The following is a 23917-nucleotide window of genomic DNA, read 5'->3' on the forward strand; positions in this document are numbered from 1 at the left end:
CTTACTTGAACTGAACACCGGCTGTCGTCAGGTCGAGATAGTTCGTCGGCATCGTATCGAGCGTCAGACGGGTCTTGTTGACACCGAAGAACTGGGTGAGCAGATGCAAGGCTGAACCATGCGGATTGCTATTGAAACGATCCAGCATCTCTGCGAACACTTTCCGGCGCTCATCCGTGTCCATGCTGGTCGCCAATGTCTCGCCAAGCGAGGCCTGCTCCGGGTCGACAACAAAAATCTTGCTTGCCGCCCAGTTCGATGACGTACCAAAACGACGCCAGAACTGGCCCATTGGATCGGGGTAATAAGCCGTGAAAGAGGCGTTGAAGATCGCCCGGTCAGGAGTGTCTTCATTGATCTGATCCCAGGTTTCCTTCACATCGAGTTGAACATTCAGCCCAACAGCCGACCACATGCCCTGAAGAATCTGCGCCGTTTCGATCTCGTTGGTATAATAGGCGTTCATCGTGCGATAGGAGATGCGCTCGCCCTTATAGCCCGCCGCCTTCAGCAATTCCCTTGCCTTGCCGGGATTAAATTCCGGGGCCGGCCTATCGGCCAGATACATAGCGCCGAAGGTTTTCATCTGCCAGCCATTCGGCATTTCCGTCTTACCGTTATAGAGCGACTTCACAATCGCTTCACGGTCGATGGACAGATCCAGCGCCTCGCGGATGCGCGGGTCGCTCAGGATGGAGCCAGTGCTGTCATAGACGACCCCGCGAATATTCTCGACCGCACCACCGACGATAGCGGCATTGGAAGAGCTTTCAATTTGCTGGAAATTGTCCGGATTCAATTCGGTTACGATGTCGAACTGGCCCGATAGCAGACCGGCAATGCGTGTGGACGCTTCGGGAACGACCGTGAACGTCACCTTGCCGGCCGCAGCCTTTTCCTCACCCCAATAACCAGCGAAGGATTGCAGAATGACCCGTTCGCCGAGATTGAAATCAGACAGTTTGTAGGGTCCCGTGCCAATGGGACGCTTGGAATAGGCTTCCATGGAACCGGCATCCTCAAACCCCTTCCTGGAAAGAATCTGGGCCGGATAATTAGCAAAACGCTGCACGATCAGTGCATCCGGCGTGCGCATATGAATGCGAACCGTGAGCGGATCGATCACATCGACTTTATCAATTCCGCCAAGGAATGGCATGGAAAGAACCGGCTTCGCACCGTTCTTCTCTTGCCCGGTGCGCTCGGGCGAAAAGCTGAAAACCACATCCTTGGCGTTGAAATCGTCGCCATTGTGGAACTTCACACCGGGGCGCAACTTGAACTCAATCGTCTGCGCGTCGAGAATTTTCCATTCGGTTGCAAGACCGGGCTTGAGTTTACCGCCATCGCGATAATCTGTGGTCACCAGCGTATTGAACAGCGACCACATGATGCGTTCATTGACATTGGAATTGTCCAGGACCGGATCCAGAAAGTCCGGCACCTTTTGAACTGCAATCGTCAAGTCCGCCGCATAGGACGCAGTAGATAAAAGAACGCCGGCTAATAGAGGTAGGAGTTTCGTGCGAAGCATTGGGAGGGAGAGCCTTCTGTGTTGAAGTTTCCCCCCGCTACATGCGTTATTTAACAGCCTGATGAACTAGGTGTTCGATCGCGGCTTTTGATGGTGCATTATTTTCCTTTGAATGGAAGGAGGCACACTATGGGCCGATGCTTCGCGGGAGCCGCAACGTCGGAGCGAAACCCCTGGAGATGATTTCAAAGGGCGGCATTGAGACCGACCGCCTCCGAATGAAGAAGAACACGCCGAAGGGCAGCGGCTTCTCCAGCAGTTGGACTGTCAACGACCAGAACGATCTGCTTGCACCTCTTTAGGCTCAAAAGCGAACAAAGCATGAATACCTGGGCGTACTCTGGCAACGGGCCTGTTCATCCTATCCCAGCGTCGCGAAAAGACGGCCGTAACCTTGAATGACAGGGCTGCGGTTCGCGAGTTTCAGACTATGCCAGAGGATGAGTTGGTTCGCGGTAACCAGCGTAATGCCTAGATCTTGTTCTATAGCCTCGATGATACCCACTGCTCGTTGCCCGTTGGCAGACGACCGAAGTCTTGACGCTTGGGTGCTTCTCAAGCGCGATTTCGACATCGCGGAGATTTGTGCGGACATCCCTCACCTTCACCACGAAATCGCGCCAACTAAATGAGCGCGCATCGTCAATATGTTTGTGCAAGCAATATAACGTTGAATTGCGGCTGTTTTGCCTTGCGCCGGGTACACGGCTCGACTGTGCTGATGGAGATTATTCCTCGCGAAATGCCCGGTTGATCTGGTCGCTCAATGGTTTGACAAGAAAAGACAAGGCCGTCCTTTCTCCCGTCTGAATGAATGACTCCGCGGGCATACCGGGAACCAATGCAAGCTCGTCAAGCTTGGCGAGTTCGTCGGCGGAGATAAAGATCCGGACCAGATAGTAAGAAAGACCCGTGCGCTGATCCTGAGTGAGATCGGCCGCAATTCTCCCAACCTGCCCCTGCAGTTCAGGAGTGGTCCGCTGATTGAACGCCGATAGCCGGAGGACGGCTTTTTGTCCGAGTTGGAGCTGGTCTATGTCCTGAGGAGCGATCTGCGCCTCGAGTGCAAGATCGTCACTGGCGGGCACGATCAGCATGATCACATCGGCTGGCGAAACCACCCCGCCCACCGTGTGGACAGCAAGCTGATGCACGGCGCCTGACTGCGGCGCGAAGGCACCTGTCATCCATGATCTCCGAACCATCAAAACCCATGGATTCAGACCGCGAAAGAAATTGAAACTGTAATGCTAGTGCAGCAACTGTATTCGGACGATCATATTTCGCAAAATCCATCAAGCCAAATAATATACATCATCATATCGGATGTGTAGCATCATATTTGGTGAGTTTTCTCCATAATACCGGTGTTCTCCGGTCGCGTGGCGGCACATGGTGCAATGGCAATAGGCTGAAATGGATGGCGTACGCCTGAAACGGTAATGCCGCTTGCCGCACAAATGCCCTCCTTTCCAATCAATGTTTTCTGCCATGGCGCTTAAAACCAAGATGGTGGAGCATTGTTCCACTCAGACATTTGCGGCACTTTGCGCCGTACTTTTGTCCGGCAACCATCGGATGAAAAGGCGTTCGAATGAACTGGCCCCACGCACGACTTCGCGGGACGGGCATGGGACCAGCCACCCGAGAAACCTTATGGCTTCAAGGGGAAAATAACATACGACCCTCAACCCATGCGCGCAATCCAGTTGATATAGACGATCTGAAGTTTAGTTATTAAAAATATAAAAATTTAGACTAGTCAAATATGAATTCACTTCGTACTTTGTATACAGAGGGGTAGAGCAATGACAGAAAGATACAGGCAGCTCTGTAATATTGTTGATCAATGGAGTGATAATTTACCTTTCCCGGGCGACTTTCCGAAAAACCGCAAGCAAATCGTGGAAGCCACGTACTCCCAATTTCTTACGGCGTTGACGACTCTTGGCTTCACCAAGGACGAAATCGAAGCAGCGACGGGCGGACTATTCAACCTTATCGAAAGACGTCTTGATGCGCTTTACAGATCCGGGCTGGTAATTTTAAGACTGGATGCAACCGCGCTTTCGAACAATCGATGACCATCCGGTTTCATCGCGCCGGGCGAGGCTGATCTGTCCGCATCAGATGATCCGATAGACCTGCCCGGTAGCGGCGTCGCGGCACATGTCCACATGGCTGCCATCCCAGTGATAATCGAGATGGCGGCCCTGAACGGGATGCCTCGCGCAATCGGGGTAAAACAAGCCCACGCATTTTCCGTCCTGCCGACGCAGGCTCGGATAGATCAGCCCGTCTGATCCGGCCGTGTGCAGCCTTCGGCCGAGTAGCTGACTTTCAGAATAGTCGTTTGGATCAAGCACGGTCGAGTAGGCCCGATGCTTGCCGCGGATATCGTGCAGGCGGGCGTCGATATCGAGGACGATCTCGCGGAACTGCGATGTCCAGCCGGCGCTCTCCTGTGTACGCGCCATGAAGCGGGCGTGGTGATAGATCGTTTCGAAGAGCGCCGTTTCGAACGTATCACCTACATAAAGCACCCCGAATGCGCCATCGCTGAAGCGGCTCGGCCGATCGGTGCTGATATGCGTGAAGGGCGCCATGAGGTAGCTGGCTCCCGGGCCCGCGACACGGCGGCCTGCCGGAACCAGATCCAGATTGCCGATCGATTCCATCAGACGAGGATTGGTCTTCTGTTCCGCGGCGAGAAGCAGCGGCCAATCGGCGGGATCAGCAATATCCTCGAACAGGTCGATGGGTGGAAACGAACTGCGAATGATGCGAACGGCCCTCTCCCATTGGATGGGAGAGACCGGTATGGTTGCGATGTCGATCACCAACTGCCGCGTTCGGCGTCCAGATAACGCCGCACCCGCATGAGGTCGGTCAATTCGCCTTCAAGCATGATATCGAGTGCCGATCTTTCTCCAAAAGCCGCATTGGGCGCCTGAATCCAGGCATATCCACGTTGCGGCTCGCGGAAGATCAACCGAAGCGCCTTGTGGATACCCATCAGGTTCGAGAGCCGTGCCTTGGTATCGCGGTCCATGCGGCCGAGTTCGCCCGCCTTCCAACGCCGATAGGTCCGCACCGGCAAATCGAGCAGCGTAGCCGCCTGATCGTCGGTGACATCCCACAGGCGGAAAAGATTGAGCGCGGCCCGAAACATCGCTCCCGCCTCGTCATCCGTCAGGGGCGCAGAGGAAAAGTCCCGCGGTTTGGTATCGATGGGCACCAGGGCGATCATGGTTTATCTCCTATATGGCCTAAAATAGGAGAGTTAATGCCAAATGGCAAGTCTTTGTCGATGCAGCATTCTAACTAGCTCGTGCTGATAGCACTGCTCGGCACGGTCGCCATGAATGCGATCTTCTGGTTCGCCGTTCAGCCGGTGAATAGCTACTGGATGGAAGGCCATGCGGTCAGCTCTTTTGCTGCTTCCTTCTTCCGGATCGGAGCGATGCGTGAGGACCAGAGGCTGCAATGGACGCGACTGCGCGATCGCTGGGAATATTCCCACCTTGCGCGTGCCGTTGCCAGCAGCGTCAGCTTGCTCGCGCTGGTGATATCCCTCGCCATCCAGTCCTAGCCAATCTCCCGGCGGTAACGAAAAAGTTCCCGATGCCGCTATCGCAAGCCATTGTCTGGATGACATCCCCCTTCTATATGGAAAACTCATAAGCATCCTTACGAGTTTCAGGCTCTTCGTCGATGAATTCCCAACCCACCCTCGGTTTCCTTCTGCATGACGTCGCTCGGCTACTGCGCAAGCGGTTCGAACAGCGTGCCGGCAATCTCGGTCTGACCCGGTCGCAGTGGCAGGCGCTGGCCTTTCTCTCGAAGAACGAGGGGATACATCAGGCAGGCCTGGCGGAAATCCTTGAAATCAAGCCGATCACATTGGCCCATATTCTCGACAAATTGGCAGAACGCGAATTGATCGAGCGGCGCCCGCACCCGACCGACCGCCGCATTTGGCTGCTTTATATGCGCGACGAGGCGCAGCCGCTTTTGAACGAGATGCGCAAGATCGGCGATGCGACACGCAGCGAAGCGCTCGAAGGTATCTCCGACGCCGACCGCGATCATCTCGTCGAAATCCTCACACATATGAAAAAGAACATTTTGCAGACCTGCCGCACGCCGGCGGGTGACGGAAAGAAAGACCATGGCTGACGGATCTCCTCCCTTGCGTGACCCCGCAAACGAAAACATCACCGCTCGCAACGTTCTTTTGGAAAAGGTCGCAGAGGCGCCCTCCCCATCACGGGAGCCAGAAGAGCAGGAAACGTCATCGCCTGCGAGAACGATGAACCGGCGCGGGCGGATGCGTCCTCTCCTGTTCGCGCTTTTGCCGATCGCCCTGATCGCTGGCGGCTATGTCTACGTCACCGGTGGCCAGGTCGTGTCGACGGACAATGCCTATGTCGGGGCCGACATGGTGGGTGTATCGACGGACGTTTCCGGCATTGTCGAATCCATCGCTGTCCATGAGAACGAGCCCGTGAAGGCGGGACAGGTGCTGTTCCGCCTCAAGCCGGCTTCCTTCAGGATCGCACTTGCCGGCGCAAAGGCGCAGCTTGGCGCGGTGCGCAACCAGATCCTCACACTGAAGGCGAATTACCAGCAATCGCTTGCCCAGATAGAACAGGCTGAGGCCGATATCTCGTTTTATGAGAAGAACTTCGAACGCCAGCAGAATCTGCTGTCAAGCGCGGCCGCGTCACGGGCATCTTATGATCAGGCTAAGCACGATCTGGAAAGTGCACAGCAGAAGGTCGATGTCGCGAAGGCGCAGGCGCAGGCGACGCTCGCCCAACTCGGAGGCAATGCCGACCAGCCGGTCGAGCAGAACCCGCTCTATCTCCAGGCGAAGGCTGCCGTGGACAACGCCCAGCGCGAACTCGATGATACCGTAGTGCGCGCGCCCTTCGATGGTGTGGTGGCCAATGTCAATTCGCTGCAGGCCGGCGCTTATCTCGAAGCGTCGCAACAGGGCTTTTCCCTCGTCTCCACCAGGGATATGTGGGTCGCCGCCAGCCCGAAGGAAACGGAGCTGACCTATGTCAAGCCGGGCCAGCCCGTGACGGTTTTCGTCGATACCTATCCGGGCGTCGAATGGAAAGGCACGGTCGAAGGCATCAGTCCCGCCTCGGCGTCCAGCTTTTCATTGCTGCCGGCACAGAACACGACAGGCAATTGGGTGAAAGTCGTGCAGCGTGTCCCGATGCGCATCAAGATCGACGATGTGGCCGGCAAGCCGCCGCTGCGGGTGGGCATGAGCGCGACCGTCGATGTCGAGACGGGCCACGCCCGCGGCCTGCCTGATTTCGTATCGAATATGTTCGGCCATTCAGGCAGCCGGGATCATGGATAACGCAACGGCTTCAAGTGCTGCCCCGGTCATAAACCGCGGCGCGATCACCGCCTGTGTCATTCTGGCGGTGATCATGCAGGCGCTCGACACGACGATCGCCAATGTGGCGCTGCCCTATATCCAGGGCAGCGTTTCGGCGAGCGCCGACCAGATCAACTGGGTGCTGACCTCCTATATCGTGGCCGCCGCCATCATGACGCCGCCCTCCGGCTTCCTGGCCGCCAAGTTCGGGCGAAAGCGCGTGCTGCTGACGGCGATCGCCGGCTTTGTCGTCGCCTCGATACTCTGCGGCCTGGCCCAGTCCCTGACGCAGATCGTCGGCTTCCGCCTGATGCAGGGCCTGTTCGGCGCCGCACTCGTTCCCCTGTCTCAAGGCATCCTGCTCGATATGTATTCGGTGGAGGAACGGGGGTCGGCGATGGCGCTTTTCGGCGTCTCGGTGATGGTGGGGCCCGTGCTCGGGCCGGTGCTCGGTGGCTGGCTGACGGATCATATCAGCTGGCGCTGGGTGTTCTATATCAACATACCGATCGGGCTTCTCGCTTTTGCCGGCATCATTGCCTTCGTCAGGGAGACCAGCATCGATCTGCGGGCGCGTCTCGACTGGTTCGGCTTCGGCACGCTGAGCATCGCCATCGCCGCGCTTCAGCTTTTCCTTGACCGGGGCGAGCAGCTCGACTGGTTCTCCTCCGGCGAAATCATCATAGAGGCAGTGGTATGCGCCAGCGCATTTTATCTGCTGCTCGTGCACACATTCACTGCGAAGCGCTCCTTCATCGATCCACGCCTGTTTCTGGACCGCAACTTCGCCGTCAGCATGCTTTTCATCTTCGTTATCGGCGTGACCTATCTGGCATCTCTGGCGCTGATGACACCCTATCTCCAGACGTTGATGGATTATCCCGTCATCACCGCCGGCATCGTGATGGGGCCGCGCGGCCTGGGGACGATGGTATGCATGTTCGTTGTCGGCCGCCTGATCGGCAAGGTAGACACGCGCTGGCTGCTGCTGACGGGCCTGGGGCTCACGGCATGGGCGATGTACGACATGACCGGCTGGACGCCCGACGTATCGCAATGGACGATCGTCTCGGTCGGCTTCATCCAGGGCGCTGGGCTCGGCTTCCTCTTCGTGCCGTTGACGACGGTTGCCTTCTCCACATTGCCGGCCCATATGCGCGGCGACGGCACGGGGCTTTACAATCTCTCGCGCAATATCGGCTCAAGCGTCGGCATCTCCATCGTAGCCGCGCTGCTCGTCGAGAACGTGCAGACGAACCATGCCTCGATCGCATCTTATGTCACCCCGTTCAACCGCGCCTTCAACGCGCCGGCGATCATGGAAAATCTCGATCCGATGAAGGCGGCGGGCCGCGCTGCTCTCGACAGCCTCATTACCTCGCAGGCAACGATCATCGCCTATATGGACGATTTCAAACTGCTGATGCTGATGTCGCTCGTCGTCATGCCGCTCGTCTTTCTCCTGCGCAAGCCGGCAGCGTCAGCAGCGGTGGATCACAGTATCGCCGTTGAATAGTTAGACGATCGAATCGTCGATGATGATGATCGGGCGGCCTTTCGAGCAGGATTCGATACGCGCATTGACGCGATAGACATCCCGCAGGAGATGTTCCGATATCACTTCCTCAGTCGGTCCACTGACAACCATTGAACCGTCCGCAATGACGATCGTCTGCTCGCAATAGCGCAGGGCGTGATTGAGATCGTGCAGCGCGATCAGAACGGCCACGCCCGATCGCGAAGACAGCTCCTTCATGAAACCAAGAACCTCGACCTGTCTGAACAGGTCGAGGGCGGATGTCGGTTCATCCATCAGCAATACTTCGGGATTGCGGACCAGGGCCTGCGCGATCGACACGAGCTGCCGCTGCCCTCCCGATAATTCGCCAAGGCTCTTGAAGGCAAGCGCCTCTATTTTGAGCGCTTTGAGAATACGATCGATCTCGCGCAGCTCGCTGTCGTGGACCTTCAGGCTCGATCCCTGCTTGGCCGCGAGCAGGACCGATTCATAGACGGTGAGAACCGCATTCGCGCCTGTGTCCTGCGGCATGTAGCAGATGGTGTCGTGGCCTTTAACCGTGTCCGACAAATGGACCAGTCCGGGGCCGGAAATCAGGCCGGCGATACGCTTGAACAGTGTCGACTTGCCCGCCGCGTTCGGCCCGATGACGGCGGTCATGCTGCCACCCTTCAGCACGCCGGTCGTGACATCGGCAAGCACGGTGTGCTTGCCGTATTTCGCGCCGAGTTGTTCGACCGCTATGCTTACCATGACCGTTTCCGATGCGTGAAAATCAGCACGAAGAAGAATGGCACGCCGACGAGCGCCGTCATTACGCCTATGGGCAGTACAGCACCTGGAATGAGCGTCTTGCTTACCACCGAGGTGACCGACAGCAGCAGCGCGCCGCACAGGACGGACGCCGGAAGAAAGAAGCGCTGATCCTCGCCAACCAGCATCCGCGCGATATGGGGCCCGACAAGGCCGACAAACCCGATGGTGCCGACGAACGATACCGGAATTGCGGCGAGAAGGCTGACGATCAGCATCGTCTCCAGCCTGAGATAACGCACCTTGACGCCAAGGCTGGCCGCCTTGTCCTCACCCAGCCGCAATGCCGTCAAGGCCCAGGCGCGCCGGGCGAACAGCGGAACGGTAAGGAACAGGGTCGCCGCCGTTATCGCCACCTTCGGCCAGGTCGCCTTGGTGAGGCTGCCCATCGTCCAGAACACCACGGCGGCAAGCGCCTGCTCGGAAGCGAGATATTGGAGCAGCGACAGCAGCGCATTGAAGGTGAAGACCAGCGCGATGCCGAGAAGCACGATGGTCTCGACGGTCACCCCGCGCATGGTCGAGGCAAAGTGGATGAACAGCGCCGCCAGCATCGCCATCAGAAAGGCATTGGCCGGAACCATGAACTGGATAGCGAACGGAAAGACCGCAACGCCGCTGACAAGCGCAAGGGCCGCGCCAAAACCTGCGGCGGCGGAAATCCCCAGCGTGAAGGGGCTGGCGAGCGGGTTGGCGAGGATCGTCTGCATCTGCGCGCCGGCCACCGAAAGCGATGCCCCAACGGTCACCGCCATCAGCGCAATCGGCATCCGGATATCCCAGATCACCACGCGCATCTGATCGCTCACCGCGCCGGGATGAAACAGCGTATTGAGCACATCGGCAAGCGCGTAGTTCGCAGGTCCGAGCGCCATGTCGGTGGAAACGCTCAGGAACAATGCCACGACGAGCACCGCGATAAGCACTGTGCGGCGCAGCACCAGCGCGCGGTAGGCATCGCGCGCTGGTGTTGCGCTATTTTCGGAAATGACGGTCATTTATTCCGGCTGTCCGTCTTTGAGCGAGACGAAATAGCCGGACTTATAGTCGAGCGGCAGGAACCGTTCGTGCAATTCCTTGAACGTCGCCACCGGATCGAGATCCGCGAATAGATCCGGATGCAGCCATTTCGCCATCTCCTGAATGGCGACGAACTGATAGGGGTTGTTGTAGAACTGGTGCCAGATGGCGTGAACATTGCCGTCCTTGACCGCTTTCACGTCGGTGAAGGCCGGGCGCTTGGTCAGCGCATCGAGCTTGCGCCGCGCTTCCTTTTCATCCGCGCCATAGCCGACGCCGACCCAGTTGCCCCCCGGCACATAGCCCTGCCAGTTGCCGCCGGTGACGATGATCTGATCCGGATTGGAAGCGATGATCTGTTCGGGATTAACATTGCCGAACGTGCCGGGGATGATGTCCTTAGCGAGATTTACGCCGCCCGCGATCTCGACCATCTTGCCGAAATTCGCGTCGCCGAACGACATGCAGCAATCGTCGGAATAGCCGCCGGCGCGCTCGATGAACACCAGCGGCTTCGGCGCATTGGATTTCGCCAGGGCATCGGTGACTTCAGCGATATTCTCGGCACGGAACTTGACGAATTCCTCGGCTTTGTCTTCCTTGCCGAAGAGCTTCCCAATAATGCGGACGCTCGCTTCCGTGTTTTCCATCGGCTTCTCGCGGAAATCGATATAGACAAGCGGAATCCCCACCTTGTCGAGCTTCTCGATATATCCGGATTCTTCCGTGGCGGTCTTGGCATCGATGTTCATGATGATGACATCGGGCTTGAGCGCCACCGCCTGCTCGACATCGAATGTCCCGTCTTTCATGCCGCCGAAGGTCGGCAGCTTGGCAATCTCGGGATACATCTCGAGATATGCCGCATAGCTCTCGGGATCGGCCTTCGGCAGATCGTCGCGCCAGCCGACAACACGTTTGAACGGATTGTCGCGGTCGAGAATCGCGGTGAAATAGACCTGGCGCCCTTCGCCGAGGATGACATGCTCGACCGGAACATTTACCTCGACATCGCGACCAGTTATATCCTTGATCGTAACCTTGTCCGCAAGCGCTCCGCCTGACAGAACAGCAAGCCAACTTATGGCAGCAAATGCTGCCTTGCCGAATAACCGCATCGCTTGTAACTCCGTGGAAAACTGGAGCGTTCTATTATTTCATGAGTTTCGCAGTCAATATATATCTTTTAGAACACTTCCAGATCATCGGGTCAGTGGAATGAGTGATGGACGGACCAGCAATCGGATCGAATTTTAGCCTCCGCGAAGAAATCAAGGCCTATTGGTCGCAACGTGCCGCGACGTTCGATCAGTCTCCGGGTCACGAGATATTTTCCGAAGACGAACGAGCCGCGTGGCATCGTCTGATCGTCAAGCATCTGGGCAAAGGCAAAGGCCGGACCGCACTCGACCTCGCCAGTGGCACCGGGGTCGTGTCACTGCTGATGGACGATCTCGGCTTCAACGTAACGGGGATGGATTGGGCCGAGCCAATGCTCGAACGGGCCCGCGACAAGGCCAAAGGACGCAATATTACGTTTCGGCTCGGTGACGCGGAAAGCACCATGGAGCCGGACAATCATTATGATGTTATCGTCAACCGCCATCTGGTCTGGACCCTGGTCGATCCGGCAGCGGCCTTTGCCGAATGGCTGCGCATTCTCAAGCCCGGCGGTTGTATTCTCATTGTCGACGGGGACTTCGTCAACTCCACTCCCCTCGAACGGTTCATCCAAAAACTCTCAAATCTTTCCCGACGACTGGGCTTTGCACATCCCGAGACGATGCAATTGTCACAGCAACTCATGAAGACCCATCAGAGCATACTCTCGCGGGTCCATTTTTCCGGCGGCGCTCGCGCTGAGGCGGTTGCGGAGCTCTTGAGAAAAGCAGGGTTTCAGAACATCATCATCGATACCGATATGCGGCGGATTCACCGCGCTCAGGCCAGGCACCTGGGGCTTTGGAAAGGCCTGGCGCGAGGCACGCAACACCGTTACGCTATCAAGGCGATCAAATTGTAGCAACTGTTATCGATAACATTCACGCGATTCGAAGCCCCGAAAAACCGGCTAAACTTTGCGAAAAACCGCCGATTTTCCCATGATATCGCATCTATTATCGTGAAGTTTCACTCAAAAAGATGCCGTTTTCCCGTCGAGAAGCCGCATCATTTCCGCTGAATCCCTGGGCCCCAGACCAGCCGCGCAGAGCAGGCGGTGGATCTCGACCACCTGCCCGGTCATCGGCAGCGGCGTCTTTGTCTTCAGCGCGAAGGCTTGCAGTGAATCAAGATCCTTCAGCATATTATCGATCCGGCCGGTCGGTGTGTAATCGCGCGCGGCGAATTTCGCCATGAATTCCTGCATGATGCGATTGTCGGCGCGTCCGCCCGCCAGCGCCTGCGGAATGATTGCCGGGTCGACGCCACCGGCTTCTGCAAGCTTCACCGCTTCGGCTACCGCCTGGAAGGCGACGGCGCAGAAAAGCTGGTTGATGAGCTTTGTGGTCTGGCCGGCACCGCTCGGTCCCATCAGCGTATAGTTGGCGCAAAGGTGCTGCATGACAGCACGGCCTTGCTCGAAATCCTCGGTGGTGCCGCCGGCCATGATTGTAAGACGCCCTGAAAGCGCGCCGGGTGCGCCGCCGGAAAGCGGGCAGTCCAGCCATTTCATGCCGGTCTCGTATGCCAGCTTCGCGGCCATTTCAGCCGTTCCCTTTGGATCGATGGACGACATGTCGATCAAAAGCTTGCCCGGCTTTGCAGCGACCGCGACGCCGTCTCTGCCGAACACGGCAGCGCGTACGATATCGGCATGGTTCAGGCTCAAGATTACATAATCGCTTGCCGCGGCAGCCTCCGCCGCCGAGGCTGCGGCCACCGCGCCCTTGTCGACAAGCGCTCCCACCTTGGACTTATCGAGATCGAATACGCTGATCCGGTTGCCGGTTTCGAGGAGGCGCGTGACGATCGCCGAACCCATGATGCCTGCGCCGACGACGGCGATTTTCATTTGTGTCATGCGGATAGTCCTCTCCAATGATGGATCGGGAAATTCATCCCCTGCCGTTCCGCAGCCAAGCCGCGCTGGCTTCGACGATGCGATCGATCGGTTGCGCGATGTCCTGCCGCAACACCAAGGGCTCGCCGGTCGGCGGCTCCAGGGTCGCAAGCTGGCTGTCGAGCATGGAAAGCGGCATGAAATGACCTGTCCGGTGGCCCATATGCTCGCGCAGGTCGGCTAAACTTCCATCAAGGAAAATGAAGCAAAGCGACGATCCGGCGGCTTGCCGCAAGCGGTCGCGATAGATTTTCTTCAGCGACGAGCAGGAAATGACGATTCCGTCCGGCGCCTGCGCCAGGCGCGCGCCGATCAGGTCGAGCCACGGCCAGCGGTCCTCGTCGGTCAATGGAGTGCCCGCCGACATCTTCTCGACATTGCTCCTGGGGTGCAGCGTGTCGCCTTCCAGAAACGGCAGGCCGAGCTTTTCTGCGAGCGCCGCACCGACCGAAGATTTGCCCGAACCGGAAACGCCCATGACGATGACGCGCATCACGACCTCACACGCTCGCGGTCATGCCGCCGTCAATGTGCAGCACCTGCCCATTGACGAAGGAAGAGGCATCACCCGCCAGGAAGACGGCGGCGCCGACCAGCTCCTCGACATCGCCCCAGCGTCCGGCAGGCGTGCGCTTTTCGAGCCAGGCGGAGAATTCCGGATTATCGACCAGCGCCTGGTTGAGCGGCGTCTTGAAATAGCCTGGCGCGATGGCGTTGATCTGCAGGCCGTATTTTGCCCAGTCCGTCGCCATGCCGCGGGTGAGATTGCGCACCGCACCCTTGGTTGCGGTATAGGGCGCAATCGAGGGGCGCGCGAGTTCGCTCTGCACCGAGGCGATATTGATGATCTTGCCGCGCCCACGCGCGATCATGTGGCGCGCTACTGCCTGCCCGGCATAAAACACGCTGGAGATGTTGGTATCGAGAAGCTGCTGCCATTTGTCGACGGGAAAATCCTCGAGCGGTGCGCGAAACTGCATGCCGGCATTGTTGATAAGGATGTCGATCGGCCCGATCTCGGCTTCTATCCCATCGATCCCGACCTTGACCGCATCCGCGTCGGTCACGTCGAAAGCGGACGCATGAGCCTTATGGCCGGCCTTTTTCAGGTCTTCCACTGCAGCTTCGACCTTTTCCGCATTGCGCCCATTGATCACGACCGCCGCGCCGTGTTCCGCCAGCCCGGTCGCCAGCGCCAGGCCTATCCCCTGGCTCGACCCGGTCACGACGGCAAGCTTGCCCTCTAGATTGAAAAGCGAAAAAGCCATATCTCCACCCTATCCCTCGTTTATTCTGCCGGTGCAGCAAAAATTACGGTAGTAATAGCGCTTGACATAAATGTTATCGATAACATATGCAAGGGCCCTGAGGAGAAGTCGATGGACGCCGTCATTATACATGCCGCCAAGGATCTGAGAATAGAAGACCGTGAAACCGGCGATATGAAGCCCGGGCAGGTCGAGATCGCCATCCAGGCGGGGGGCATATGCGGGTCGGACCTGCATTATTATCATCATGGCGGCTTCGGGACAATTCGGCTGCGCGAACCGATGATCCTCGGTCATGAGGTGGCGGGAACCGTCGTGGCGCTGGGCCAGGGCGTCAGCGGACTTGCGATCGGCGACCGCGTCGCCGTTTCGCCGTCACGGCCCTGCAATGCGTGCGAATATTGCCTCAAGGGCCAGCAGAACCACTGCTTGAACATGCGCTTTTACGGCAGCGCCATGCCGATGCCGCATATCCAGGGCGCGTTCCGGCAAAGGCTGATCGCCGAGAGCTGGCAGTGCCACAAGGTGGCCGACGGCATCTCGATTAACGAGGCAGCGTTTGCAGAACCCCTCGCCGTCACCCTCCACGCCGTCAACAGAGCGGGCTCGCTCCTCGGCAAGCGCGTGCTGGTGACAGGCTGTGGCCCTATCGGCGCGCTCACCATCATCGCGGCCCGTGCTCACGGCGCCCGCGAGATCGTCGCAACCGATGTGATGGACGCCGTTCTAGAGAAGGCGCGCGAGATCGGCGCCGACCGCACCATCAATGTCGCCGAGCACGGCGAAGAACTGGCGGCCTACACGGCGAACAAAGGCTATTTCGACGTGATGTTCGAAGCGTCGGGGAACGAGCGGGCCGTGCGCGCCGGCATGGAGGTGCTGCGGCCGCGCGGCATTCTCGTGCAACTGGGTTTGGGCGGCGACATTTCCATTCCCCAAAATCTCGTTGTCTCCAGGGAAATCGACATGCGCGGCTCCTTCCGCTTTCACGAGGAGTTCGGGCTTGCCGTCGATCTTATCAACCGCCGGACTGTCGACATGAAACCGCTCCTGAGCGAGATCTTCGACTTCAGGGATGCCGTCGCGGCCTTCGAAGCCGCCGGAGACCGCAGCCGGTCGATGAAGGTTCAGTTGTCGTTTTGAAGCGGAACATCTGTTGGCGACCTGCGAGGATGCGCGGTAGCCGTCTATCTCTGATGTGCCCGTATTACCATCAGGAAGGCATCCCCATAGCGTTCCAATTTTGACTGGCCGACACCGGAGATGCCGAGGAGCGTGTCGCGGCTCGTCGGGCGGTCGGTGGCGAAAGCAACCAGTGTCGTGTCCGGAAAGACGACATAGGGCGGGACCGAAAGCTCCTTGGCGATCGCCATGCGAGCGGCGCGCAATGCCTCGAAAAGCTCCATATCAGCCCCTTCCAGCGCGGATTTGCCACTTGCCGAACGCGATGATGCTGATCTCGAGGCCTTTCCCGTCGTTGGCCGGTCCTTGCGGAAGCGAACCTCGCGTTCGCGCTTGAAGACGGCGCGAGCGTCCGGCTCCAGCTTCAGCGCGCCGAAAGCCGCATGATCGACGCTGACGAAGCCGGCGGCGAGAAGCTGGCGGTAGACCGACTGCCAGGTTTTGGACGGAATATCCTTGCCGACACCGAAAACCGGCATGTCAATATGGCCGAAGCGTGTGGTCTTTTCGTTTTCATTGCCGAGCAGCACGTCGATGAGATGGCCGGTGCCGAAGCGCTCGCCGGTCCGATAGATCGCTGCCAATGCCTTGATGGCGGCGTCCGTTCCGTCCCAGGTCTCGACCGGCTTGAGGCAGGTGTCGCAGTTGCCGCAATTGCCCGCATGCGCTTCGCCGAAATGGGCAAGGACCGCCTGCCGGCGGCAACCGGGGGTTTCGCAGATGGCGAGCAGCGCATTGAGCTTGGCGCGTTCGACACGTTTGATATCGTCGCCCGAATTGCCTTCGTCGATCATTCGGCCGCGCTGGATGACATCGGCCATGCCATAGGCCATCCAGACGTCGGACGGCAATCCGTCGCGGCCGGCACGGCCGGTTTCCTGATAATAGGCCTCGACGGAGCCAGGCAGGTCGAGATGCGCGACATAGCGCACGTTCGGTTTGTCGATGCCCATGCCGAAGGCGACGGTGGCGACGAGGCAAAGATCCTCCTCCTTCAGGAAAGCATCCTGGTTGGCGTCGCGAACCGCGCGGTCCATGCCGGCATGATAGGCGAGAGAGCGTATTCCTTGGCCGTTCAGCCATTTGGCCGTGTCCTCGACCTTGGCGCGCGACAGGCAATAGACGATGCCGCTTGAGCCCTTGTGGCGCGACAAAAAGCGCAGGAGCTGCTGGCGCGGCTGATCGCGCTCGACGATTTCATAGGCGATGTTCGGCCTGTCGAACGACGTCGTGAAAACCTCCGCCGAATGCAAACCAAGCTTGTCGATGATGTCTTCGCGGGTATGCGGATCGGCCGTCGCCGTCAGCGCCATACGCGGCACGCCGGGATACGCCTCGGCGAGATGGCCGAGTTCGCGATATTCCGGGCGGAAATCATGTCCCCATTGGGAAACGCAATGCGCCTCGTCTATGGCGAACAATGCAATCCTGGCATTGCGGATCATGTCCTTGAAGGCAGGTGTTACAATGCGCTCGGGCGTCACATAGAGAAGATCGAGCTCACCGTTGGCGATCGCCCGGCGGACATCCAAAAGCTCTTCGCGCGTCAGCGAGGAATTCAGCGCAGCGGCGCACACACCCAGCTGTTTCAGCGCTTCCACCTGATCGCGCATCAGCGCGATCAACGGGGAAACGACGATTCCGACGCCATCGCGACAGAGCGCCGGAATTTGATAACACAGCGATTTTCCGGCACCGGTCGGAAACAGAACAACGGCATCTTCACCCGACACGACCCGTTCGACGACATCAGCCTGTTTGCCGCGGAAGGCGGGATAACCGTAGACGTGCTTCAGGATGGCAAGTGGATTTTTCGCGACCTCGTTGTCAAACAGCGGATCGAAGCGGGTTTGCATCTGCACCATGGAATCGCTCTCTTGTGAAGACCGTTATTATGGCACAGGTCATGCGAGTAAGAGAATAGGGAGACCTCCCTAATGGGGCAAGCTAGGGCCATGCCGCGAATGACGACGGGTATGTCGGCGGCAGCGCCGATCGCGGTCACCGCGATGCATGACCTCGGCGGATTTCTGTCCGCTCCAGCATATAGATCTCGGCCGCAATCATATGGTGGCGCATGATTGTGGAGGCCCGCTCGGCATCGCCGGCTTTGATTGCCCGCAACAACGCCACCTGATAGTGCAGCCCCGTTTCGCGCAGCACGGGATTGTGCTGTTGGTATACGTCCCTGCAAGCCGCCATATCCTTCAGCAAGCTGACCAGGAAACGGCAGAGAAAGCCCAGCAATCGGTTTTCACAAAGCCGCGCCAATGCATCATGGAAGTCGAGTTCGGCCATTCTCTGCCGATATTCTTCCTCGACCGTCGCCGGCTCGTCCTCATACAAGCGTATTTTCGCCTGCAGCAATGCGAATGCAGGCGGCGTCAGCTTTCCTGCCAGACTCGCGGCCAATAGCGGCTCCAGTTCCTTGCGGATCGCGTAGATCTCGGCAATCGACGGTGGCTGGTGGAGGAACAGATTGTCGAGGAGCCGGATCGCCTGTTCGGCCTCGACGGAAGCGACGAATACACCGCCGCCCGGTCCGGTCTTGCTCAGTGTCAACCCTTGCGATTCCAGAACCTTCAGGGCTTCGCGGAGCGTACCGCGAGAGACATGCCAGGCTTCCGGCTCGATCCACTCGTGAGGCAGGCGGTCACCTGGTGAGAGACCATGTTCGACGATTCGATCACGAATCTGGTCTGCTACGGCGTCCGGCCGCTTGCGGCGGCGGATCACCACGGGCACGTCTGCAATGGTTTCTTCTCGCCCCGGCATCTCACTCATGTGCGGCTATCCGCCCTCCAGTTGACCGAGGCGTCCAGGCGGTTTTCAGCCGCGGCGCACTCGATAACAGCTTTCTCGTATATTCGTGCCGGGGTGATCTGAAAAGCTGCTCCGCGGGGGCAATTTCAACGATCTCACCGGAATACATGACCGCAACCCTGTCGGAGATGCTTTCCACCACGGCGAGGTCGTGACTGATGAACAGATATGACATATCGAATTCCTTTCGCAGATCCTCCAGCAGCAGCAGGATCTGCGCTTGAACGGAGACATCGAGGGCCGAAACCGGCTCGTCGAGTACGATGATACGCGGCTCCGCGGCCAATGCCCGGGCAATGGCGATGCGCTGGGCCTGGCCGCCGGAGAATTCATGTGGGTAGCGCTCCAGCGCGTTGGCCGGCATCTGCACGGCATCCATGAGTTCCTTCATGCGGGCCCGGCGCCGAACCCGGTCATATCCCTTCAAAAGCCGCAGCGGCGGGTCGAGGATCGCGTCGACGGTCTTGCGCGGATTGAGCGAGGATACCGGATCCTGAAAGACATACTGGATAACCCGCCCGAAAGCGCGGGGCCCCTCGGCTCTCAGAGCGGCGGCATCCTTTCCGGTAATGCGCATGTCGCCTGATGTAGGCGTTTCGAGACCCACCATCATGCGCGCGAGCGTGGACTTGCCCGAACCGCTTTCGCCAACGACGGCAAGCGTCTCTCCATACCGCAATGCCAGCGTGATGTCTCTGACCGCCCTGATCTCATAACCGCGCCCGCTGAACAACGACCATTCGCCGGCGAAGGTCTTGCTGAGATCGGTCACGCTGATTGCATCCACGGATTTTCTGTCTTCCGTCATGCGCTGCGCCCTCCCGCTATGTCGGCAGGCGGCATCGCGCGGATCGCGTCGAGGAAACCCCTGCCCTGCCCCGGCACAGGAACACAGGCGATCAGCCGCTTCGTATAGGGATGTTCCGGATTGCCCAGGACGGCAGCAGTCTCTCCCGTCTCCACGATTTCTCCGTGCCGCATGACTGCCACCCGGTCACAGATCTCGGCCACGACGCCGAAGTCGTGTGTGATGAACAAAAGCGCCAATCCCCGTTCGCGCCGCAAGACCTGCAGCAGCCGCAATATTTCCGCCTGCACGGTGACGTCGAGCGCCGTGGTTGGCTCGTCGGCGATAATGATATCGGGATCGTTGGCGAGCGCCATCGCGATACCCACGCGCTGGCGCTGCCCGCCCGAAAGCTCGTGCGGATAGGCGCGTGCGCGCTGCTCGGGATCAGGGATCTGCACGGTCCCCAGGAGTTCGACCGCCTTGCGATGGGCCGCGGCGCGACCGACCGGCTGATGCGCCCGGACGGCCTCGGCCACCTGTTCGCCGATCGTGAAGAGCGGATGCAGCGTCGTCAGCGGATCCTGGAAGATATACGCCACTTTGCCGCCCCGGAAGGAGGCGATCTGCGTCTCGTCGAGCGACAGCACGTCGCGCCCCTCTATCGTTACGGCTCCGCCGGTGATGACGCCGGGGGGCGAGGCCACGAGGCCGAGGATGGAAAGCGCGGTAACGCTCTTGCCGGATCCGCTTTCGCCGATCAGGCCGAGGCATTCGCCCTTCCGCAAAGTGAAGCTGATATCCTTCACCGCCCGCTGCCTTCCGCTCCTTGCCTCGAAGCTGGTCTCCAGTTCCACGACTGCGAGGGCCGAAGCCTTTGCGGTCTCGTCGGGCACCGGCACATTTTCGCGTTCGATGCGGGTCACCGGCATGGGACGGCCAAGCGAACCGGCTCTCAGGCGCGGGTCGAGTACGTCCCGCACCCCATCGCCAAGCAGATTGACGCTCATGACGATGAGGAAGACCATCACGCCGGGAATCACTGAAACCATCGGAGCGGTGAATAGAAGTGCCCTGCCCTGGCCCAGCATGGAGCCGAGATCCGCTTGCGGCGGCTGTGCGCCAAGGCCCAGGAAACTGAGCCCCGCTGTTTCCAGGATCATCCACCCGATGGTGGTCGACATGGTGATGACGACGATCGGCAGCACATTGGGCAGGATTTCCGTCGCCACGATTGCAATATGGCTCTTGCCGGAAAGGCGCGCGGCATCGACGAATTCCCTGTGCGAGAGGCCGAGCGTAATTCCGCGCACATTGCGGGCGAAAAACGGGATATTGACGATGGCGATGGCGTAGAGCGCATTGAGCAGACCCGGGCCCAGCACTGCCACGATGGCAAGCGCCAGCAGGATATAAGGAAATGCCATCAGCATATCGATGCCGCGCATGATGAGATTGTCGGCGCGCCCGCCCGCATAGCCGGCGACAAGGCCGATAACAGAGCCCAGGAACGCCGCCACGAAAGCAGCGGCAATGCCGACAAACAGCGAAACGCGGGTTCCCCAGACGAGGCGCGCCAGCACGTCCCGCCCCAGATGATCGGTGCCGAGCATATGGCCTTCGGAAAGCACGGGCAGCAGGCGGTCGGCCGGGCTGGTTATATCGGGATCGTGGAGCGGCAGGACCGGAGCCAGCAGCGCCATGACGACGATCAGGGTGATCGCGTAGAAACCGGCAGCCGCCAACCTGTTGTTCATGAGGAGCCGCCAGGCCATACGCAGGCGGCCATCGCGCTCGGGCGCCACCACTTCCACGGCTTGCGTGCTCATGTCTTCAGCCTCGGGTCAAGGATCGCCTGCACGATATCGGCAATGAGATTGACGAACACATAGGCGGCGGCGACAAACAGCACCCCTCCCTGCACGAGAAGAATATCCCGCGTGGAAATAGCCTTGACGAGCATGGCGCCGATACCCGGCCATTGGAACACCGTCTCGATATAGACGGCGCCACCAAGCACAAAGCCCGCCTGGAGCCCGATCACCGGAACCACGCTGACCATCGCCGCCTTGAGCGCATGGCGATAGATGACCTTTCGCTCGCTAAGTCCTTTCGCCCGCGCCGTGCGGATATAGTCCTGCCTTAGAACTTCGAGCATGGCCGTGCGCGTCAGCCGCGCGACCACGCCGGTGGCGATGACGGCGAGCGTCACGGCGGGCAGGATGAGATGGTAGAGAAGATCGGCAAGATCGCCGCCCCCATAGATCGCATACATGCCGGAGGCCGGCAGTAACCGCAACTGCACCGCAAACAGCAGAATCAGCAGCAATCCGAGGAAGAAGGATGGTATGGATATGCCGATCAGGACGAACAAGGTGACGATCCGGTCAACCCAACCGAACTGGCGCACGGCCGAGACGATGCCCGCCAGCAGTCCGAAGACCGTACACAGTATCAGCGCCGTGCCAGCAAGGATCAGCGTTGCGGAGAAGCGCTCCAGCACCTCGTCCAGGACCGGCCGGTTCAGCCCATATGACCTGCCGAGATCCCCGTGAAGCAGGTTTCCGAGCCAGATGACATATTGCTGCGGTAGCGACTTGTCGAGACCGAGACTGCGGTTCAGCCGCTCGACGTTTTCCGGCGTCGCGTAGGAACCAAGGATGGCCGTCGCCGGATCGCCGGGAATCATCGCCATGATCAAAAAGATGATGACCGACAACCCGAGCAACACCGGAATGGCAGCGAACAGGCGCTTGATGATGTAGGCGGCCACGGCGCTGACCCTCCAAATCCGAATGCCGGCCCCGACGGACTGCCGTCAGGGACCGGCTCACAACGTCACTGCTTGGCCACGTCCTGCAGCATCAGGAAGAACGACGGCTGCAGCTTGAAGCCCTCGACATTGGCCCGGGTGACGGCGTTCTGCTTCCAGTTAGCCACGAATAGCCAGGGCGCATCGTCATGCACGATCGTCTGCATCTCCTTGTAGAGCTCGGCGCGGCGCTCCTGGCTGTTGGCGGCCCGCGCCTCGCTGAGGAGTTCGTCCACCTTTTCGTTGGAATAATAACCCGAGTTGAAACCACCCTTGTCCGGAAATGCTTCCGTGCGCAGGGTAAGGAAAGGCAATGTATCGGGATCATTCGTCATCCAGGCCATTTCGGCCATGTCCGCCTTGCCTTCGAGACCGGGGTTCACCTTTCCGAGAAAGGTGTTCCACTCATAGGTCTCGATCTTCGTCGGCATGCCAACGGCTTCCAGATCGGCCTGGATGGCGGTGCCCATCGCCACGGGATCGAGCATGCCCGAGCCTCCCTCGGTCACGTAGAAAGTAAGTTCCTTACCGTCATACCCGGCTTCCTTGAGCAGTTGCCTGGCGCGGTCGGGGTCGTAGGCATAGGGATCGAGATCCTCATTATAGGCCCAAGCAAATGCCGGCGGGGTCGGCCCGGCCGCGACCTCAGCCGTGCCTTGAAGAACATTCTCCACCAGCGCTTTCTTGTTGACGGCATAATTCACCGCCTGGCGGATCTGCTTGTTGGCAAACGGGCCTTCCCTGGTGTTCAGGATCAGGAACCAGAGATGCGGCCCGATCTGCTCTTGCACGGTGAAGGTGGGGTCATCGCGGAACTGCTTGAGACTGTCGGGGGGAACCTCCACCATCACGTCGAGGCCTCCCGAGAGCATTTCGGCTATGCGTGTATTGGCGTCGGTGATCGGTCGATAAACGACAGCTTCAAGCGGCGGGGCGCCGTCCCAGTAATCCTCGTTGCGGGTAACCACCACGCGCGAATTCGCCTGCCATTCCGCGAATTTGAAGGCGCCGGTGCCGCTCGGATGACGGCCGAAATCCTTGCCATGCTCCTGCACCGCCGTCGGCGATACGATAAGTCCGGTCGGATAGGCAAGGTTGGAGAGAAATGGCGCATAGGGTTCCGAGAGCTTGAATTCCACAGTGAGATCGTCAAGCGCGGTAACCTTCTCGACCGAGGAGAAGAAGAAGGCCAGCGGAAACGGTCCGGTGTCGTGATAGGGGTGCTTCTCGTCGAGCATGCGGTCGAAGTTGAACTTCACCGCCTCGGCATTGAACGGCGAACCGTCATGAAAAACAACGCCGGAGCGGAGCTTGAACGTATAGGTTTTTCCATCTTCGGAAATATCCCAGCTTTCGGCGAGTGAGGGCTCCACCTCGAGCGTGCCCTCCTTGTAACGCGTGAGCCCGTCATAGACATTCACCAGGATGCGAAAATCGTTGACAGCCGTGACGGCCTGCGGGTCGAGCGATTTCGGCTCGGCGATCTGTCCGACGACAAGAGCGTTGGGCGGTGTCTGTGCAAACGCCGGCGAGGTGAAGGCTAGCAACATTGCCGAGACGATGGCAGCCAAAACATTCCTTATAACGGGCTTCATAGCGGGTTCCCCTTCCTTACGCTGGCCTTAAATTAATTCTGATAATTTGCATTCGTGCAAGCATTTATCATAATAAATTTGGCGCGCGCGCCTCCAGAACGA

The 23917-nt window shown here is 59.1% G+C and carries 23 protein-coding genes and 2 pseudogenes; 8 read left to right on the forward strand and 17 right to left on the reverse strand.

What is annotated here, in order from left to right; genetic code table 11:
* Window position 1: 1 nt before the first annotated feature.
* A complete protein-coding gene (locus C5748_RS14220; RefSeq protein ID WP_158259861.1) occupies window positions 2-1465 on the reverse strand; it encodes an ABC transporter substrate-binding protein in 1464 nt (487 codons plus the stop codon).
* 263 nt (window positions 1466-1728) lie between these two features.
* Here C5748_RS14220 and C5748_RS14225 point away from each other — a divergent pair.
* Window positions 1729-1836 (forward strand): annotated as a pseudogene (locus C5748_RS14225) (IS6 family transposase); the annotation flags it as partial.
* Between the two features lie 426 nt (window positions 1837-2262).
* Here C5748_RS14225 and C5748_RS14235 read toward each other — a convergent pair.
* Window positions 2263-2706, reverse strand: a pseudogene (locus tag C5748_RS14235) (beta-barrel domain-containing protein); the annotation flags it as partial.
* A 123-nt stretch (window positions 2707-2829) separates the two neighbouring features.
* Window positions 2830-3027, reverse strand: a complete 198-nt coding sequence (locus tag C5748_RS29630; RefSeq protein ID WP_483428564.1) for a GFA family protein — start codon at window positions 3025-3027, stop codon at window positions 2830-2832.
* 315 nt (window positions 3028-3342) lie between these two features.
* Between C5748_RS29630 and C5748_RS14240 the strand changes: the two genes are divergently transcribed.
* Window positions 3343-3618, forward strand: a complete 276-nt coding sequence (locus tag C5748_RS14240) for a hypothetical protein (RefSeq protein ID WP_105742588.1) — start codon at window positions 3343-3345, stop codon at window positions 3616-3618.
* Window positions 3619-3660: 42 nt separating this feature from the next.
* Here the strand turns inward: C5748_RS14240 and C5748_RS14245 are convergent, their stop codons facing one another.
* The gene (locus tag C5748_RS14245) at window positions 3661-4374 is read right to left on the reverse strand and encodes an RES family NAD+ phosphorylase (protein WP_105742645.1); all 714 of its coding nucleotides are present in this window, start codon (window positions 4372-4374) and stop codon (window positions 3661-3663) included.
* Window positions 4371-4784 (reverse strand): MbcA/ParS/Xre antitoxin family protein, encoded by a 414-nt coding sequence (locus tag C5748_RS14250; protein WP_105742589.1) that lies wholly within the window; start codon window positions 4782-4784, stop codon window positions 4371-4373. The genes C5748_RS14245 and C5748_RS14250 overlap by 4 nt, the downstream gene beginning before the upstream one ends.
* 81 nt (window positions 4785-4865) lie before the next feature.
* Between C5748_RS14250 and C5748_RS14255 the strand changes: the two genes are divergently transcribed.
* From C5748_RS14255 to C5748_RS14270, 4 genes are all read left to right on the forward strand, one after another.
* Window positions 4866-5126, forward strand: coding sequence for a hypothetical protein (locus C5748_RS14255; RefSeq protein WP_105742590.1), 261 nt, complete (start codon window positions 4866-4868; stop codon window positions 5124-5126).
* 122 nt (window positions 5127-5248) lie between these two features.
* Window positions 5249-5713 carry a MarR family winged helix-turn-helix transcriptional regulator gene (locus tag C5748_RS14260; RefSeq protein WP_105742591.1) on the forward strand — a complete coding sequence of 155 codons (465 nt, stop codon included), beginning with the start codon at window positions 5249-5251 and terminating at the stop codon, window positions 5711-5713.
* Window positions 5706-6914, forward strand: coding sequence for an HlyD family secretion protein (locus C5748_RS14265; RefSeq protein WP_105742592.1), 1209 nt, complete (start codon window positions 5706-5708; stop codon window positions 6912-6914). The genes C5748_RS14260 and C5748_RS14265 overlap by 8 nt, the downstream gene beginning before the upstream one ends.
* The gene (locus tag C5748_RS14270; RefSeq protein ID WP_105742593.1) at window positions 6907-8451 is read left to right on the forward strand and encodes a DHA2 family efflux MFS transporter permease subunit; all 1545 of its coding nucleotides are present in this window, start codon (window positions 6907-6909) and stop codon (window positions 8449-8451) included. The genes C5748_RS14265 and C5748_RS14270 overlap by 8 nt, the downstream gene beginning before the upstream one ends.
* On the opposite strand, the gene C5748_RS14275 is transcribed toward C5748_RS14270, so the two are convergent.
* The 3 genes from C5748_RS14275 to C5748_RS14285 are packed head-to-tail and all read right to left on the reverse strand — an operon-like array spanning window position 8452 to window position 11405.
* A complete protein-coding gene (locus tag C5748_RS14275; protein WP_105742594.1) occupies window positions 8452-9207 on the reverse strand; it encodes an ABC transporter ATP-binding protein in 756 nt (251 codons plus the stop codon).
* The gene (locus C5748_RS14280; RefSeq protein ID WP_105742595.1) at window positions 9201-10265 is read right to left on the reverse strand and encodes a FecCD family ABC transporter permease; all 1065 of its coding nucleotides are present in this window, start codon (window positions 10263-10265) and stop codon (window positions 9201-9203) included. The genes C5748_RS14275 and C5748_RS14280 overlap by 7 nt, the downstream gene beginning before the upstream one ends.
* Window positions 10266-11405 (reverse strand): ABC transporter substrate-binding protein, encoded by a 1140-nt coding sequence (locus tag C5748_RS14285; RefSeq protein WP_105742596.1) that lies wholly within the window; start codon window positions 11403-11405, stop codon window positions 10266-10268.
* Window positions 11406-11512: 107 nt separating this feature from the next.
* Between C5748_RS14285 and C5748_RS14290 the strand changes: the two genes are divergently transcribed.
* The gene (locus tag C5748_RS14290; RefSeq protein WP_105742597.1) at window positions 11513-12310 is read left to right on the forward strand and encodes a class I SAM-dependent methyltransferase; all 798 of its coding nucleotides are present in this window, start codon (window positions 11513-11515) and stop codon (window positions 12308-12310) included.
* A 111-nt stretch (window positions 12311-12421) separates the two neighbouring features.
* Here C5748_RS14290 and C5748_RS14295 read toward each other — a convergent pair whose 3' ends face one another.
* Genes C5748_RS14295 through C5748_RS14305 form a run of 3 tightly spaced genes read right to left on the reverse strand, consistent with a single transcriptional unit; the run spans window position 12422 to window position 14616 of the window.
* The gene (locus C5748_RS14295; RefSeq protein WP_105742598.1) at window positions 12422-13309 is read right to left on the reverse strand and encodes an NAD(P)-dependent oxidoreductase; all 888 of its coding nucleotides are present in this window, start codon (window positions 13307-13309) and stop codon (window positions 12422-12424) included.
* 34 nt (window positions 13310-13343) lie between these two features.
* Complete coding sequence (locus tag C5748_RS14300; RefSeq protein ID WP_199194797.1) at window positions 13344-13841, reverse strand: gluconokinase; 498 nt, start codon at window positions 13839-13841, stop codon at window positions 13344-13346.
* Window positions 13842-13848: 7 nt separating this feature from the next.
* A complete protein-coding gene (locus C5748_RS14305) occupies window positions 13849-14616 on the reverse strand; it encodes an SDR family oxidoreductase (RefSeq protein WP_105742600.1) in 768 nt (255 codons plus the stop codon).
* Between the two features lie 111 nt (window positions 14617-14727).
* Here C5748_RS14305 and C5748_RS14310 point away from each other — a divergent pair, with 111 nt between their 5' ends.
* Window positions 14728-15759 carry an L-idonate 5-dehydrogenase gene (locus C5748_RS14310; protein ID WP_105742601.1) on the forward strand — a complete coding sequence of 344 codons (1032 nt, stop codon included), beginning with the start codon at window positions 14728-14730 and terminating at the stop codon, window positions 15757-15759.
* Between the two features lie 44 nt (window positions 15760-15803).
* Here the strand turns inward: C5748_RS14310 and recQ are convergent, their stop codons facing one another.
* From recQ to C5748_RS14340, 6 genes are all read right to left on the reverse strand, one after another.
* Entirely contained in the window at window positions 15804-17663 is a 1860-nt protein-coding gene (recQ, locus tag C5748_RS14315; RefSeq protein WP_105742602.1) for a DNA helicase RecQ, read from the reverse strand.
* A gap of 136 nt (window positions 17664-17799) precedes the next feature.
* Entirely contained in the window at window positions 17800-18582 is a 783-nt protein-coding gene (locus tag C5748_RS14320) for a FadR/GntR family transcriptional regulator (RefSeq protein WP_105742603.1), read from the reverse strand.
* Window positions 18575-19429 carry an ATP-binding cassette domain-containing protein gene (locus tag C5748_RS14325; protein WP_105742604.1) on the reverse strand — a complete coding sequence of 285 codons (855 nt, stop codon included), beginning with the start codon at window positions 19427-19429 and terminating at the stop codon, window positions 18575-18577. The genes C5748_RS14320 and C5748_RS14325 overlap by 8 nt, the downstream gene beginning before the upstream one ends.
* Entirely contained in the window at window positions 19426-21237 is a 1812-nt protein-coding gene (locus tag C5748_RS14330) for a dipeptide/oligopeptide/nickel ABC transporter permease/ATP-binding protein (RefSeq protein ID WP_105742605.1), read from the reverse strand. The genes C5748_RS14325 and C5748_RS14330 overlap by 4 nt, the downstream gene beginning before the upstream one ends.
* On the reverse strand, window positions 21234-22181 hold the full coding sequence (locus C5748_RS14335) for an ABC transporter permease (RefSeq protein ID WP_105742606.1): 948 nt from the start codon (window positions 22179-22181) through the stop codon (window positions 21234-21236). The genes C5748_RS14330 and C5748_RS14335 overlap by 4 nt, the downstream gene beginning before the upstream one ends.
* Window positions 22182-22246: 65 nt before the next feature.
* Window positions 22247-23815, reverse strand: coding sequence for an ABC transporter substrate-binding protein (locus C5748_RS14340; RefSeq protein ID WP_105742607.1), 1569 nt, complete (start codon window positions 23813-23815; stop codon window positions 22247-22249).
* Window positions 23816-23917 lie beyond the last annotated feature (102 nt).

It is taken from the genome of Phyllobacterium phragmitis (assembly GCF_002980495.1).
GTDB classification, from domain to species: Bacteria; Pseudomonadota; Alphaproteobacteria; order Rhizobiales; family Rhizobiaceae; genus Paramesorhizobium; species Paramesorhizobium phragmitis.

Coding starts and splice junctions, on each gene's coding strand:
- C5748_RS29630 (WP_483428564.1), bottom strand. CDS start 3,027: ATGGCAGAAAACATTGATTGGAAAGGAGGGCATTTGTGCGGCAAGCGG.
- C5748_RS14240 (WP_105742588.1), top strand. CDS start 3,343: ATGACAGAAAGATACAGGCAGCTCTGTAATATTGTTGATCAATGGAGT.
- C5748_RS14250 (WP_105742589.1), bottom strand. CDS start 4,784: ATGATCGCCCTGGTGCCCATCGATACCAAACCGCGGGACTTTTCCTCT.
- C5748_RS14260 (WP_105742591.1), top strand. CDS start 5,249: ATGAATTCCCAACCCACCCTCGGTTTCCTTCTGCATGACGTCGCTCGG.
- C5748_RS14265 (WP_105742592.1), top strand. CDS start 5,706: ATGGCTGACGGATCTCCTCCCTTGCGTGACCCCGCAAACGAAAACATC.
- C5748_RS14270 (WP_105742593.1), top strand. CDS start 6,907: ATGGATAACGCAACGGCTTCAAGTGCTGCCCCGGTCATAAACCGCGGC.
- C5748_RS14275 (WP_105742594.1), bottom strand. CDS start 9,207: ATGGTAAGCATAGCGGTCGAACAACTCGGCGCGAAATACGGCAAGCAC.
- C5748_RS14280 (WP_105742595.1), bottom strand. CDS start 10,265: ATGACCGTCATTTCCGAAAATAGCGCAACACCAGCGCGCGATGCCTAC.
- C5748_RS14285 (WP_105742596.1), bottom strand. CDS start 11,405: ATGCGGTTATTCGGCAAGGCAGCATTTGCTGCCATAAGTTGGCTTGCT.
- C5748_RS14290 (WP_105742597.1), top strand. CDS start 11,513: ATGGACGGACCAGCAATCGGATCGAATTTTAGCCTCCGCGAAGAAATC.
- C5748_RS14295 (WP_105742598.1), bottom strand. CDS start 13,309: ATGACACAAATGAAAATCGCCGTCGTCGGCGCAGGCATCATGGGTTCG.
- C5748_RS14300 (WP_199194797.1), bottom strand. CDS start 13,841: ATGCGCGTCATCGTCATGGGCGTTTCCGGTTCGGGCAAATCTTCGGTC.
- C5748_RS14305 (WP_105742600.1), bottom strand. CDS start 14,616: ATGGCTTTTTCGCTTTTCAATCTAGAGGGCAAGCTTGCCGTCGTGACC.
- C5748_RS14310 (WP_105742601.1), top strand. CDS start 14,728: ATGGACGCCGTCATTATACATGCCGCCAAGGATCTGAGAATAGAAGAC.
- recQ (WP_105742602.1), bottom strand. CDS start 17,663: ATGGTGCAGATGCAAACCCGCTTCGATCCGCTGTTTGACAACGAGGTC.
- C5748_RS14320 (WP_105742603.1), bottom strand. CDS start 18,582: ATGAGTGAGATGCCGGGGCGAGAAGAAACCATTGCAGACGTGCCCGTG.
- C5748_RS14325 (WP_105742604.1), bottom strand. CDS start 19,429: ATGACGGAAGACAGAAAATCCGTGGATGCAATCAGCGTGACCGATCTC.
- C5748_RS14330 (WP_105742605.1), bottom strand. CDS start 21,237: ATGAGCACGCAAGCCGTGGAAGTGGTGGCGCCCGAGCGCGATGGCCGC.
- C5748_RS14340 (WP_105742607.1), bottom strand. CDS start 23,815: ATGAAGCCCGTTATAAGGAATGTTTTGGCTGCCATCGTCTCGGCAATG.